Source organism: Agathobaculum sp. (assembly GCF_034098985.1).
Taxonomy (GTDB): Bacteria; Bacillota; Clostridia; order Oscillospirales; family Butyricicoccaceae; genus Agathobaculum.
Genome location: NZ_JAXEOA010000004.1, coordinates 22079 through 36405, shown reverse-complemented (window position 1 = coordinate 36405; position 14327 = coordinate 22079). Strand labels below are relative to the sequence as shown.

Annotated in this window: 11 protein-coding genes; 5 read left to right on the top strand and 6 right to left on the bottom strand. The window is 58.3% G+C overall.

Annotation, left to right across the window (positions count from 1 at the left end):
- Positions 1 to 16: 16 nt before the first annotated feature.
- Together rpoN and SO058_RS01120 are read right to left on the bottom strand one after the other, a co-directional pair.
- Positions 17 to 1366 (bottom strand): RNA polymerase factor sigma-54, encoded by a 1350-nt coding sequence (rpoN, locus tag SO058_RS01125; RefSeq protein ID WP_320841167.1) that lies wholly within the window; start codon positions 1364 to 1366, stop codon positions 17 to 19.
- Positions 1367 to 1575: 209 nt separating this feature from the next.
- Positions 1576 to 3504 carry a sigma 54-interacting transcriptional regulator gene (locus SO058_RS01120; protein WP_320841166.1) on the bottom strand — a complete coding sequence of 643 codons (1929 nt, stop codon included), beginning with the start codon at positions 3502 to 3504 and terminating at the stop codon, positions 1576 to 1578.
- 293 nt (positions 3505 to 3797) lie between these two features.
- On the opposite strand from SO058_RS01120, the gene SO058_RS01115 reads away from it, so the two are divergent.
- The 4 genes from SO058_RS01115 to SO058_RS01100 are packed head-to-tail and all read left to right on the top strand — an operon-like array spanning position 3798 to position 7475.
- Complete coding sequence (locus SO058_RS01115; protein WP_320841165.1) at positions 3798 to 4601, top strand: HpcH/HpaI aldolase family protein; 804 nt, start codon at positions 3798 to 3800, stop codon at positions 4599 to 4601.
- Positions 4595 to 5449, top strand: coding sequence for a transketolase (locus SO058_RS01110; RefSeq protein WP_320841257.1), 855 nt, complete (start codon positions 4595 to 4597; stop codon positions 5447 to 5449). The genes SO058_RS01115 and SO058_RS01110 overlap by 7 nt, the downstream gene beginning before the upstream one ends.
- Positions 5446 to 6384: a transketolase family protein gene (locus tag SO058_RS01105; RefSeq protein ID WP_320841164.1), complete on the top strand. Its 939-nt coding sequence runs from the start codon at positions 5446 to 5448 to the stop codon at positions 6382 to 6384. The genes SO058_RS01110 and SO058_RS01105 overlap by 4 nt, the downstream gene beginning before the upstream one ends.
- Positions 6385 to 6425: 41 nt before the next feature.
- A complete protein-coding gene (locus SO058_RS01100; protein ID WP_320841163.1) occupies positions 6426 to 7475 on the top strand; it encodes an Ldh family oxidoreductase in 1050 nt (349 codons plus the stop codon).
- A gap of 47 nt (positions 7476 to 7522) precedes the next feature.
- On the opposite strand, the gene SO058_RS01095 is transcribed toward SO058_RS01100, so the two are convergent.
- Together SO058_RS01095 and SO058_RS01090 are read right to left on the bottom strand one after the other, a co-directional pair.
- Entirely contained in the window at positions 7523 to 9394 is a 1872-nt protein-coding gene (locus SO058_RS01095; RefSeq protein ID WP_320841162.1) for a DUF4914 family protein, read from the bottom strand.
- 238 nt (positions 9395 to 9632) lie between these two features.
- A complete protein-coding gene (locus SO058_RS01090; RefSeq protein WP_320841161.1) occupies positions 9633 to 10814 on the bottom strand; it encodes a metallophosphoesterase in 1182 nt (393 codons plus the stop codon).
- Between the two features lie 45 nt (positions 10815 to 10859).
- On the opposite strand from SO058_RS01090, the gene SO058_RS01085 reads away from it, so the two are divergent.
- Positions 10860 to 12575, top strand: coding sequence for a DUF975 family protein (locus SO058_RS01085; RefSeq protein WP_320841160.1), 1716 nt, complete (start codon positions 10860 to 10862; stop codon positions 12573 to 12575).
- Here the strand turns inward: SO058_RS01085 and SO058_RS01080 are convergent.
- Positions 12517 to 13299 carry a TIGR00282 family metallophosphoesterase gene (locus SO058_RS01080; RefSeq protein WP_320841159.1) on the bottom strand — a complete coding sequence of 261 codons (783 nt, stop codon included), beginning with the start codon at positions 13297 to 13299 and terminating at the stop codon, positions 12517 to 12519. The two genes, SO058_RS01085 and SO058_RS01080, sit on opposite strands and share 59 nt — an antisense overlap.
- 67 nt (positions 13300 to 13366) lie before the next feature.
- Entirely contained in the window at positions 13367 to 14326 is a 960-nt protein-coding gene (locus SO058_RS01075; RefSeq protein ID WP_320841158.1) for a ribose-phosphate pyrophosphokinase, read from the bottom strand.
- Position 14327: the final 1 nt, after the last annotated feature.

The window sequence follows — 14327 nt, the reverse complement described above, 5'->3', positions numbered from 1 at the left end:
CCCCGGGGGCGTTTTCTTATTCTGCAAAATGTCGTTCGTACACACTTTTGATGCCCAGCTCGGTCCGGTATTTCGCCACTACACGCCGCGATACCGACATGTGGAACTCTTCGCCCAGCTGTTCCGCAAGCGTCTGATCCCGCAGCGGATGCGCTGCGTCCTCCCGTGTGATCAGGTCTTCCAGTCTTCTTTTCACGGCATCCCGGCTGCATTCTGCCGTGCCGCCCCGCCCCGCTGCAGTATCGAAAAAGCTGCGGAATGGGAGCACGCCGCGCGGACACTGCACATATTTTCCCCGCACTGTACGGCTGACTGTGGATGGATGGATGTCCAGCTCATCCGCGACCGTTTGCAGTGTTAATGGGCCGGGCGAGCCGCCGTGCAGGGCAAAGTTCGTCTGATGCCGCAACACGCATTGCGCTACTGATATGATGGTCTGCCTGCGCTGCTCAACCGTGCGGATCACGAATTTTGCCCGCTCGATCTTTTCGGCAAAATAAGTGCGATCCTTTTCAGTTGCCGCCTGCCGCGCCAGCGCGAGATAGGCCGGGCTGATATGGATCGAGCCTACATAATTGTCATTCAGCTCAATCTCCCAACGCCCCTGCTCATAACTCGCCAGCAAGTCCGGCGACAGGTATTGCGCTCGTCCCGACGCAAATTCAGCGCCCGGACGCGGGTTGAGCGACCGGATACTGCGCAGCGCCCCCTTGACCTTTTCAAGCGATACGCCGCACGCCTTCGCAACCGCGTGAAAGCGGCCGGCGGCGATATCGGTCAAGTGTTCTGTGAGTATCTGTTCCAGAAGCGGCGTACAAATTTTCTGACGTGCAAGCTGCAAAAGCAGGCAATCCGATAAATCGCGGGCACCGACGCCCGCAGGTTCAAGCGACCGCAGCAGCTCCCATGCGTGCCTCACAGACTGCAGGTCACCGGGCAGCATGTCGGCCAATTGCTCAGGATCGGCGTTCAGATACCCGTATTCGTCCAAGCATTCCACCAGCCGGACCAGCAAACGGTATAGTCGCGGCCCCAACTGCCGTTCATTGACTTGGCTGAGCAGGAACGTGCGAAGATCTGTGCTGTCGCTACAAGGGATATCGTTCCATGCAGCCTCGTCATCCGTGCCGGCGGATACGCAGTTTCGCGTCTCTTTTCGCTGCAGCCATTGTTGCTCTGAGACCAACGCTTCCAGCCTTTCCGCAGACTGCGGCTCCTCCATCTCCAGCAGCGGATTCTCAAGCTGTTCCTTCTGAAAAAACGCCGCCAGCTCCTGCGCGTTCATTGCCAGCACGCGAAGCGATTGCATCTGTGCAAGTGCAAGCGTGTGTTTTTGCGTTACTTGTATTTCAGTATGCAAGTCCATGCCCCTCCTCCTCTCTCCTGAAATCCGGCATGATGGTTTATGGGCATGTATTTTAAAAGCAATTTTCGTGCCAATCTCGCTGTTTATGTGAAATTCGTCAAACCGCTGTTTCATGCAGACGCATTTCAACATTCTGCACAAATCCTTTTTGGGATGCGGGATCGCGGCTCTTGGCGTTTCAACGTTTCACACCCCTGCAACACGAAACATCAGGGCTGCTGCATTTTCTTCAAATGCCGCCAAAGCGTCGCTCGGCTCACGCCAAGCAATTCTGCGGCCATCGATTTGTTTCCTCCTGATTTTTCAAGCGCTTTGAGAATCCGCTCAGGCTCAATCGGTTCCGTGTTTTCAGGCGATGCTTCTGCCTGTGGAAAGGAGGAGGCTGGGCGGTCGTAAGACAACAACCGCGCAACAAACGCGGCGTCAATTTCCCCGCCCTGATGCAGCACTACTACACGTTCGCAAAAGTTTTGCAGTTCCCGAATATTCCCCCGCCACGGCTGTGCTTCCAGCATGTCCAAGGCTTCTGCGGTGAAAAACAACCGCTCGCGCCCCTCCCGGGCGCAAAATTGTCCGGCAAAATGCTCCACCAGCAGGGGAATATCCCCTTTTCGCTCCCGAAGCGGCGGAATGCGCAGGCTGAGCACATAGATGCGGTAAAGCAAATCCTCGCGGAACAGCCCCTTTTGAACCTGCTCGTGCAGGTCTTTATTCGTGGCACAGATCACGCGCACATCGACCGGAATCACGCGGTCGTGTCCCAGCCGCATGACCTCGCGCTCCTGCAGCACGCGCAGCAGCCTGCCTTGGAGCGGTAACGGGATCTCTGAAATCTCATCCAGAAAAATGGTGCCATGATGCGCCTGCTCAAACAGACCGATTTTCCCATTCTTATTCGCGCCGGTGAAAGCGCCGCCGACATAGCCGAACAGCTCGCTTTCCAGCAGGTTTTCCGGAATGGCCGCGCAGTTGACCGCCACAAACGGATGCGCGCTGCGCAGGCTTGCATTGTGGATGGATTGGCTGAACAGTTCCTTGCCCGTGCCGCTCTCGCCGACCAGCATAATATCCGAATTGGTCTTTGCATAAGCCCGCGCAACCGCAATCGTCGACCCCATTTCTTCCGATTCGCCGATCAGCGTATCAAACGTATACTTGGCCACATGCCCATGCTCGTATAGTTTGCCGCGCAGCTTGATCTCCGTTTCCTGAATCTGCGAGGCATTCAAAAAGGTCAGCACGCAGCCGACCGGTTCGCCATGCAGCTTCAGTCCTACTTTTTTGAACGAAAGATGCGTGTTATTATAAGCGATAATCTCATCCGCGTAGGGTTCCGGGCTGTTCACCAGCGCGGTGATGCGCGGTGAGCGCAGCACGTCGCGGATACTCATACCGATACACCAGTCCCCCGGCGCCAGATTCAGTATTTTTTTCGCTGATGTGGACAGCGCGGTGATACAATGGTTTTTATTCAGCGAAATCAGCCCTTCAAACGCATTGTCCAGCATAGCCTGATTGCTAAGCACATACTCCTTGTTGCGCCGGCTGGTCACGCCAAGCTGCCGCGCCGACATGATCGCGTTCCAGATCGAATCCCGGCTCGACCGAAGCAACATATGGTGGACGCCGAAATTACGCGCATAGATGCAGCCGCGCATACCACCGATAATCACCCGCCGGCCGCTGTCGACTGCCGCTTCCACGTTCCGATAAATTTCCTCTTCCGTGTTTTCTTTTAAGTAAAACGGCTGGCAGTCAATTTGCAGCGACTCCGCCAGTCTGTCAATCCCCTCAAACATATTGGGCGAACCGATAAACGCCGCCGGAATATTCCCATAGGTCTCCCGCACTTGTAAAATAGTCTGCAGCAGGTCGTTCGCACTGATCATCAGCTCGACGACCGGGATATGGAAATGGTTGCGCTGCAGGTCGTAAGCCGTAGCACCGCGTGCGATCACCACATCGACGTCAGGTTCCAGGCGGAACACCTCCTGTGTCGTACTGGCTTTCGCTACGGTAAACTCATATTCTTCTTCGTCCCACTGCTGCTCACGCGCGAACTGTTCGGCTTCGGCCCAGACCGCATAGGCAAGGTCGGTCATATCTTCAAAAGGCACCGCCATCATAATCCGAATCATGTTTCTCTCTCCCGTTTCCGTTTGTTTCCTGAAACAGTCTCATTCCCTATATGCAACATCCGCAGTTTCAATATAACGCAGCCTTTGTTAGAATGCAAGCTTGATCTGCATTTATTTTGTGCATTTCATCCGAATCACATTGCAAAACCTATGCCGTTATTGGTAATTTTTTCTTTTCTTGAACCTTGGCACACTTCTTGCGGATTATTCTGTCAAACAGTCCCCAACAGCATCCGCGTGTCCAGCGCAACGTAAGCGCTGCCTATTTTTAATTCCGCAAGGAGGAGTTCATCATGTATCAGCTTCAAAAAATCACCGACAAACTCGCCGCCGGAAAAGTGCCTATCGGTTCGCATGTTGGCTTTGACAGCCCATTTCTAACCGAAGCGCTCGCCGGCAGCGGCTTCGACTTTATCTGGGTCGACGCCGAACATTCGGCCATTGACAAAAAAGACATCCAAAACCACCTGCTCGCCTGCCGTGCGGCGGGTGTAGCCGGCATTGTACGTGTGCCGTGGAACGATCCGGTATTTATCAAAAGCGTGCTCGATATGGGTGCGGACGGCATCGTCGTGCCGATGGTTTGTTCGCTGGAGGAGGCCAAAGCCGCCGCCGCCGCAACTCATTATCCCCCGAACGGCGTACGCGGCATGGGCACACGCCGCGCAGTCAACTATTCGATGTGGGACAAGGCGGAATATACCGCAAACGAAGACCAGCATATCTGGACTATCGTGCAGATCGAGCACGTAGACGTCGTTCAGGATCTGGAGGCGATCGCCGCGCTTCCCGGCATTTCCGGCTTTGTAATCGGTCCGAACGATTATGCGATGAGTATGAACACCCCCGCCCAGCGGTTCACTGCGGCTTCTCCCGAGGCCAAGGCCGAATTTGACAAGATCGGCGAAATTCTGCGCAAAACCGGCAAGCCGTTCGGCGTGTCGGGCGCATACAGCGAACAGTTCGTGCGCGACTGGATCGGACGCGGTGCAAACTGGCTGTGCATGAATTTCGATTTCAACTACATCGTAAACGGCGGCAAGGCTGTGCTCAGCGGCGCGCACAGCACGCTTGACGCGCTCGGCGCCGCATACTGAGAGCCGCAAAGGAGGTCCGCCTTATGAACAATGAAACCGCAATGCGGCAAGCCGCCCTGCAAATCCGGCGTGATATTTTGACCATGGTACACGCCGCAGGCTCGGGGCATCCGGGCGGTTCGCTGTCTGCCGCCGACCTAGTAGCCGCGCTTTACTTTTCCGATATGTTCCGGTGCGATCCGAATCACCCGGATTGGATGGACCGCGATCGCTTTATCCTGTCCAAAGGGCACACCGCGCCCGTTCTTTACAGCGCGCTCGCGCGGCGTGGTTTCTTCCCGCCCGGGGAGCTTTTGACGCTCCGGCGGCTGGACAGCCGTTTGCAGGGGCATCCCAAACGCGGCGCGACGCCCGGGCTGGACTGCTCGTCCGGTTCGCTCGGGCAAGGGCTTTCCATTTCAAACGGCATTGCTTTTGCGCTTCGGCGGCGCGAAAGCAGTGCACGCGTCTATTGCCTGATGGGCGACGGCGAATTGCAGGAGGGACAGGTTTGGGAAGCCGCGCTGTTCGCCGCCCAGCACAAGCTCAGCAACGTATGCGCCATCGTGGATTACAACGGCATCCAGCTGGATGGCAGCGTAAGCGAGATCAAAGAGGTCTTTCCCCTGCGTGAAAAATGGGAAAGCTTCGGCTGGCATGTGCTTGAAGCAGACGGCCACGACGTGTGCGCGGTCTATCAGGCGTTCGCGCAGGCGCGCGCCTATGCCGACGGACCGACCGTGCTGCTCGCCAAAACAGTCAAGGGCAAGGGCGTATCCTTTATGGAAAACCGCGCCGAATGGCACGGCAAGGCACCAAACGATGAGGAATACCGCGCCGCGATGGCAGAATTGGAGGCGATGGCATGAAATACGAACCGATGCGCGACGGCTATGGCCGCGCTGTGCTCGCGCTCAGTCAATCGCATGACGATGTGCTCGTGCTCGACGCCGACGTCGCCAAATCCACCCGCACCGAATGGGTACACCGACAAAACCCCGCAGCATTCCTCGATATGGGCATTTCCGAGCAGGATATGGTGGGCACCGCTTGCGGTATGGCGCTGACCGGTCTTACACCGTTCCTCTCAACTTACGGCGTCTTTCTCGCTGGACGGGCTTGGGATCAAATTCGCAACACCGTGTGTTATAATCATTTAAACGTCAAGCTGGCGGGCGCGCACGCGGGCATCTCAGTCGGCCCGGATGGAGCGACGCACCAGGCGCTGGAAGATCTTGCGCTGATGCGCGTGCTGCCCGGCATGACTGTGCTTACCCCCTGCGACAGCAACCAGACCTATCAGGCCACGCTCGCCATGTACGAGCATCCCGGGCCGTGCTTTATTCGCTTTGGGCGGGAGGCCGTGCCGGTCGTCACCGAAGCGGATGAGCCCTTTGTCATCGGCAAAAACCGCCGCGTGCGCGAAGGAGACGGCGTGACGCTGTTCGCCTGCGGCGCAATGGTGTATCACGCCATGCAGGCCGCCGAGCTGCTCGAGCCGCAGGGCGTATCCGCCCGTGTCGTCGACGTCGGCACGGTCAAGCCGCTCGATGTGGAAGACGTGGTGCGCTGCGCGCAGGAAACCGGTGCGGCGGTCACCTGTGAAGAGCACCAAATCACCGGCGGGCTGGGCAGCGCGGTATGCGAGGCGCTCGCGGCAGCCTGTCCGATCCCGGTCGAGCGCGTTGGCATCAAGGATTCGTTCGGCGAGTCCGGCGCGCCGGATGAACTCATGCAGCGCTACGGCCTTGATGCAGACGCAATTGTCCAAGCGGCTCTGCGCGCCGTTTCTCATAAACACTAAGCAGTATTCATTTTTATCCTTTTAGAAAGCGGGTCTATACTATGAAATATCCAGTCGAATCCATTCGTACATTCGGAATCGAGGTCGCTGTCAAGGCGGGTATGAGCCGGGAAAACGCAGAAATTTTTCTGGACAACATGCTCTGCTCCGATCTCCGCAACATCCGCTCGCACGGCGTAACCAAATTCCGCGGCTACCTCGCACGCGTAGAGCACGGCGTAACCGATATCAAGGCAGAGCCGGTAATCACCAAAACCGCGCCGTCTACGCTGGTCGTTGATGGACAAAACGGCATGGGCTCCACGGTCGCATGGAAAAGCATGAACGCCTGCATAGACTGCGCCCGTGAAACCGGTGTTGCCTACGCCGCAGTGCGAAATGCCTCCCACCACGGGTTCGGCGGATACTATGTCATGCACGCGGCGGACGAAGGCATGATTGGCTTTGAGGTGTGCAACACGCCGGCGCTCGTCGCGCCGTTCGGAGGCGCAAAAGCGTTTCTCGGCACCAACCCGTTGTCTGTCGCCATTCCCGCGGGCAAGTATCCCTCTCTTGTGCTCGACATGGCGACCAGCGTTGTCGCAAAAGGCAAGATCGCGCTCGCCATTAAGGAAGGCCGCGACATTCCTGACGACTGGTCGCTCGACAGCGAAGGCCGCCGCACAACCGATCCGGTCGCTGCAAACACCGGCGCGCTGTTGCCGTTCGGCGGTCCAAAGGGCTATGCGATCGCGCTGATCATCGACGTCCTATGCGCTTGTCTTGCCGGCGGGCACGACAGCATGTCGATCCCCCGCGTATTTGAGAACCTGGACGAGCCCTCAGGGATCGGCTACTTCATGGGCGTGATCGACATTTCCAAATTTGTGCCGCTCGATGAATTCAAACGCCGCGCCGACGCGCTGTTCGACTCGCTCAAGGCCTGCCCGCCCGCCGAGGGGTTCCGCGAAGTCATGGTGCCCGGCGAAATCGAATGGAACGCCAGCCTTGCCAACCGGCAGGCAGGCATCGAACTTTCCGAACCCATCCTCAAAGAGTTTGCCGAGCTTTCCGAGCGGTACGGCGTGCCGTTTGACGTTTCTCCGCTATAAAGACAAAAAGAGGACTGCAAAAGCAGTCCTCTTTTTATCGGTCATTTTTAGAAACGGATCGGCGTGATCGCCTCGTAATCCTCCAACGTTCCGCCGTTTTTGAAGCATTCGATGATCTGCTTGCCCAGCGGCTTGAGCTCGGGGGTGTCGAACTTCTGCAGCTCTTTCTCGAAGAAGTCGGTCAAAATCTTGGCGCCTGCGTCGTAGCCGTCCTCGCCCACGCGGTCCTGCGTGTCGACGCGCAGATACTTGGAGCGGATACGCTGGCCGTCGATCGTCATATCCTTGAGCGCGTAGCCCAGCAGCGGGCAGCGGGCGGGTTCAAGATGCTCGCGGCGGATGCGCGCGCCGCGGCGCGCCAAGTATTCGCGCGAGATCCACTCAGCCGCGAAGCCGACCTTATAAACGCCGATGTGCTGGTTCGGGATGAGCACATAGCGGGTGTTCGGGCACGCCATGATCTGATCAAGCAGCAAATTGGCCTGCTTGACGCGCTGGCCGGTTGCAAACGGCCAATAGGAGCCGACGCCCTCGCTCTTCAGCTCATTACCCGACACTATGGACGGGTTGTTGAAGCCGCGCGGCGCGACCAGGCGCCACAGCCAGGCAAGCGCGGGCGGGATAATATGCATCATGCCCATGATGCCATAGTTCGGGTTTTCACGGGTAGAGGGAGGCATACGCACGCCGAACGAGCGCACGTCGACCTCGACCGGCTCCTTGACGATGTGCGGCACCTTCCAGCGCGGCACGATGGCGCGCGGGTTCGGGCAGGGCTTGCCGTTCGAATCCAGCGTGTGCTCCCAGATGAGCAGCGTCGCGCCCGGATGGCCTTCCATATTGAAGAAGCAGAGCGGTTCGTCCGGCTCGGTGCAGATGCGCTCGTAAACGGGGTCGCAGCCATAGTGCGTCACGCCGTCCATACGCAGGAACCAGCCGTCCTCACCGTCGACCAGAACCAGCTTGCCGCTGTCGTTCTGCAGACCCGGATAGCAGGTGGCCATATCGTCGCACACGGGTTCGATCGATGAGGTCTGGCCCATATTGATGATGGTTTCCTCGCCGGTGACCGTGTTTTTGGAAAGCAGCACGCGGTTGTCCGGCAGGCGGGCGATATCCTGGAGCATTTCGCTCTTGCCGCCGCCCGAAGCGCCCTCGTGCATGATGACCATTTCGTTTTCATAAGGCGTGACCAGGCGGCCGCAGGACGTATGCGCGGTCACCCAGCCCTCAGCCTCGCCGATATCGAGCAGCACCGAGTAGACGCCTTTCTTGGCGGACGGTCCCGGATAGAGGTTGTAAGAAAAGACCTCATGGCAGTCGTCCAGACGGTTGTGCACGACGACCTGCTTGCCCTCAAAGTGGGTGTGGCGGAACGGCGGCGCGACGTAGACGATCGCGCGCGGCTTATAGCCCTCGGACTCTTCGGCGTTAACAAAGCCCTGGAGATGCGCCAGACCGAACGCAAAGAACGCGGCCTGCTTGGGGCAGACCAGCATGGAGCCGTAGCCATAGATGTTGCCGCCCGAATTGAACGGCATCACGATCAGCTCCTGCTGTTTAAACCATTCCATAGTCTCTTTCCGGAGATCGGCAAAGGGATAGCCGTATACGTCGGCAAAACGCTTTTTGTCGGTCGGCTTGTCGTCCGCGATGCGCATGCAGTCCGGATCGCGGCGGCGCATGTAGTCCTCAACATAGTTGACAGAGGCGCCGTTTTTGCAGCGGGTGACGTCGGCCTCCTTGACCGCGCCCTTGCCGGGCACGTCGAACACAACGTCGAATACGTCGGCCCCCGTCGGGCCAAACACCATTTCATACAGCTCGGCCTTGCTTGTCGGCACTGAAACGCCTTTACAGTGTTCAATGACATCGGTCAGTTCATCGGTAAAGGTGAATTTTTTAAGCAGCGGATCCATTGTATTTCCTCCTTTGGCACCGCGCCGCGCATAGCGGTACGCTGGCGATGCAGCACAGGCGCCCTGCGGGTTAGCATTCCCCCTCAAGGCCCATTTTACTTCATTATTAGCATACATCAAAACAGCGGCCGCCGTCAACTGATTTTCGCATTTTTGCAAGTTTCCAGACAAGTTCTTGCAAAATGTACAAAATCACGCGGGCTTTTTCGGTTGTTCTTGCCACATGGACAAATGTGTTTCATCCTGTGAAACGCACATGGATGCGAGCAACCTCGCTTTTGGTGCCGACACGCATGGCCGGCCCCCACACGCCCACGCCCGAGGTGACGACCGAGTGCATGCCGTTCACATTCAAATAGCCGCACGCGTTGCGCCACATCAGCTTGATGATTAGGTTGCCCGGAAACACCTGCCCGTCATGCGTGTGCCCGGAAAGGTCGAGATCCGCTCCGGCTGCCGCAAGCTCGGCCAGCTCCTTAGGCTGGTGGTCAATGACGAAGATGGGCGCGCTTTGGTCGAGCGTTCCCAGCAGTTCTTCCGGCGTACGGCGCGCCTCGCCAACTTTTTTGGCGCGCGCCGGATCCTTACGTCCGGCGAGCTGCACGCCGTTTGGCAGCGTTTCGGTCTGATCAGCCAAAAGCGTAATACCCGCCTCGGTTAGGAACCGCTCCATGCGCGGGTCGTTTTTATTCTCGTCCTTCGTGCTCCAAGTGAAGCCTGCCAGAATGGGTTCTTTCAAATCATGGTTGCCCCAGCAGGCGTATGTACCATAGGTGCTGTGCATATTTTTCAGCAGCGCCTTAACAGCCTCCGGCTCTGGAACGGCTTCATACTCATTATCAAAGATATCGCCCGCAAGCACGACCAGATCAGGCCGCATCTCGTTTACCGCCTGCGCAACCTCTTCGATATAGTCCGGGTCGGTGCTGTATCCAAGGTGCAGGTCGGCCAGCAGCGCAACTGTCATATCTTCGCCGGGTTTATCGATCTCCACCGTATAATCGGTGATATAAAGCCGCTCTGCGTGCGCCATGCCGTAAAAGCTGACCACGCATAACAGCGCAAGCGCAATGCCTCCCTGCACCTGCCGAACACGCTGCATTTCCGCAAAGTCCTTGCCGCGCAGCCGGCGAACGGCAAACAATACGGCCTCGGTCAGCAAAACCGCGAGGATCAGATAGGCCAGCCAGCCAAACCAATAGTTGCTAATCTGCTCCAGCAGCCGATGCAGCCACGCAGGCGAGTGAATGACAAAAGAAGTCAGCGGTGTGAGCGACGCAAACACATATATGGAAATGAAAATCACACGGAACGTTTTACTGCCGAAGACCTTGTGACACGCCCCCGTCCAGCGCAGCACCCAGCGCACCAAATAAAGGTTGACGAGGATGTAAAAGGGTGCGAAAATAAATGCGAGCATTCTTATCTCCAATCATTTCGGGTAAATAAAGAGAGGGTTCATTTTATGTGGGATCGAAAAGAGTTGAAGCGGTGCGGCAAGCAGAATTTTTTGCGGAATTTCTGGGCTGCTGCCGCCGTCTGCTTTGTGCTGGCGTTCGCCGGGGCGGAATTTGCCGACTCCGTCAGCTTCATCCATGACTTCAGCGCGGAAAACATGAAGCCGGACGCCGAGGTTGTTGTCCAGAGCGAAGCCATGTCCAACTGGGACACCATGCTGGAATGGCTGCGCATCGATGTGGCAGACGGCACACATCCGATGTGGGCGGCGGCCGACGCGTCGGTAAAACCATATTTCGACACGCTGACCGGTCCGTTCTCCTCGATGTTTGCCTTTCTCAGCCGCTCGGGTGCGTCAGGTGTGGGCGGTGTGCTGCTCGCCGTGCTCGGTATGTTAGGCGGCGTGTGGCTTTCCATTTGGGTCGTGGGCATTTTGCAGGTCGGCGCGCGGCGGTTTTTCCTGGAAAGCCGCGCGCAGGACCATATCAGTATCGCGGCCATGTTTACGCCTTATCACCGTGGGAACTGGTGGAACACGGTCAAAGCCATGCTGCTCAAAACCGTTTATCTGTTCCTCTGGGGGCTGACGCTTGTCGGCTTTGCCATTAAAAGCTATTCGTACCGCATGGTGCCGTATATCCTCGCGGAGAATCCGCAGGCAAAGCCGCGTGAGGCGATCGCGCTGTCCCGCCGGATGATGCACGGCAATAAATGGCGCTGTTTTGTGATCGACCTGACCTTTTATTTGCAGTGGACGCTTGTTCCGTCCCTGCTCGCGGCGCTTCTGGGCATGCTCATCGGCATGGCCGCCGGCCAGCCGCTGCTGAGCGGTTCCATTGCCGGCGGGCTGACCGGGCTTTTATCTCTTTTCTTTGTCAACGGCTACAAATCCGCCACATTTGCCGGACTGTATGCCGCGCTGCGGCAGGATCAGCTCGACCGGAACGCGCCCGGGTGCGAATTGTTCACCATTCCGGCATTCGGCGGCCAACAGCCGGAGGGGCAAAAGCCCCCGATCGACGATACGGCCGTCCACACGCCGCAAAGCGGCGCGGTGTTCCATTATCAGCACCACCACAAATTTGATTACAACCGCCGCTACAATGTAAAAACGCTCATTCTGCTGTTTTTCGCGTTTTCGTTTGCCGGATGGATGTGGGAGGTCGCGCTGCACATCGTCACGCAGGGCATGTTCATCAACCGCGGCACCATGCTCGGTCCGTGGCTGCCGATCTACGGCGCGGGCGGCGCGCTCGTGCTCATCCTGTTGAAAAAGCTGTTTAAAAGCCCGGTGGCGACGTTCTTTGTCTCCATGGTGGTCTGCTCGGTCGTCGAATATTTCACGAGTTGGTACTTAGAGGTCACCAAGGGCGTGCGCTGGTGGGATTACAGCGGCTATTTTATGAACCTGAACGGCCGCATCTGCCTGGAGGGCGCGGTCGTATTCGGTCTGGGCTGCTGCGCGGTCGTCTATTTTGCCGCCCCCCTGCTCGCCGGGCTGATCGATAAGCTGTCTCCCTCCGCGCAGCTTGCGCTGTGCGCCGTGCTGGTCGCGCTGTTTTCGGCGGACGCGGCCTACTCGCACTTCCATCCCAACGTGGGCCGCGGCATCACCGATTATAACGACTGGCAGGACGGCGCGAAACCCGCCGCCGATGCGGGGCTCATCGCGCATATCGCTCCCAGACCCGGCGCACCGACCGGCACTTCCCATCCATGCTGATCTCAAAGACCGCTCCCGAAAGCGCACAGTCGCCGGGGGCGGTTTTAAAATATTCCGTCAGGTCGCCGCGGAACATCGCGATCGACTGCTCCGGGCACACGCCCAAAACGGAAATGATCGGGCCGGTCATACCGATATCGGTGATGTACCCGCTCCCCTTGGGGTTTATCCGCTCGTCCGCCGTCTGCACATGCGTGTGCGTGCCCCAGATAGCGGACACGCGGCCGTCCAGATAGTAGCCCATCGCGATCTTTTCGCTCGTGGCGTTCGCATGGAAATCGCACAGGGCGATATCATATTGCCCCGCATATTCCGCGAGCACCCTGTCCGCGCACAAAAACGGGTTGTCCGGGCCAAACTGCATGTCGCACCGGCCGATCAGGTTCACCACCAGGATGCGCGAGGCCTGCGGCCCGTCGAAAACGGCCGCGCCCCGTCCCGGCGCCTGCGGCGCATAGTTCGCCGGCCGCAGGATATACGGGCTGTCGTCCAGATAGGGTACGATCTGCCGTTTCCCCCACGTGTGGTTGCCGAGCGTCAGCACGTCCGCGCCCGCGGCAAGCATTTCATCGGCCTGTTTGGGCGTCAGCCCGACGCCCGCGGCGTTTTCGCCGTTGACCACGGTAAAATCGATCCCGTGTTCGCGCTTCACACGGCGCAAAAGCGCGGAGAGCGTATCCAGCCCCGCCTCGCCGACGATATCGCCGACCGCTAAAATCTTCATGCACTTCCCTCTTTCTTATGCAAAAGGGGCTGCTGCGCATTCGCAGCAGCCCCTTTTCCGTGTCCATTTAATCAAACAGCGTGGAAACCGAAACTTCTTCATAGATGCGGGCGATCGCCTCGGTGAATACCGGCGCGGTCGAAAGCAGCTTGATCTTGTCGATCTTCTTTTCGGGCGCAAGCGGGATGGTATCAAGCAGCGCAAGCTCCCGGATGGGGCTCGACTGAATGCGTTCGATGGCCGGGCCGGACAGCACGCCGTGCGTCGCGCAGGCGTAAACCTCAGTCGCGCCGCCCTTTTCGACGAGCGCGTCCGCCGCGTGGCACAGCGTGCCGGCGGTATCGATCAGATCGTCCACCAGGATGACCTTTTTGCCCTCGACGTTGCCGATGATGTTCATGACCTCGGAAACGTTGGCCTTGGGGCGGCGTTTGTCGACGATGGCAAGGGGCATATCCAGCTTTTCGGTGAATTTCCGCGCGCGTGTGACCGAGCCGAGGTCAGGCGAGACGATCACCGTATCGTCGGTGCCGACGCCGAATTTACCCGCGATATACGGGATGAGCACGGAAGAGCCGAGCATATTGTCTACCGGGATATCAAAAAAGCCCTGGATCTGCGCAGCGTGCAGGTCCATGGTCAGCACCCGGTCGGCGCCCGCCGCCGTGATCAGGTTGGCGACCAGCTTTGCCGAGATCGGATCGCGCGCCTTGCTCTTACGATCCTGCCGCGCGTAGCCGAAATACGGGATGACCGCCGTGATGCGGCCCGCCGACGCGCGTTTACAAGAATCGATCATGATGAGCATTTCCATCAGGTTGTTGTTGACCGGCCCGCACGTGGACTGGACGAGGAATACGTCCGACCCGCGCACCGACTCCTGCACCGACACTGAAATTTCGCCGTCCGCAAAGGTCGAGATGGTCGACTTGCCGATCGACAGGCCGAGCGCGGATGCGATCTGCATGGCCAGCGCCGGATGTGAGTTGCCGGCGAAGATCTTGATGTTTTTTCCGTGAGAAATCATT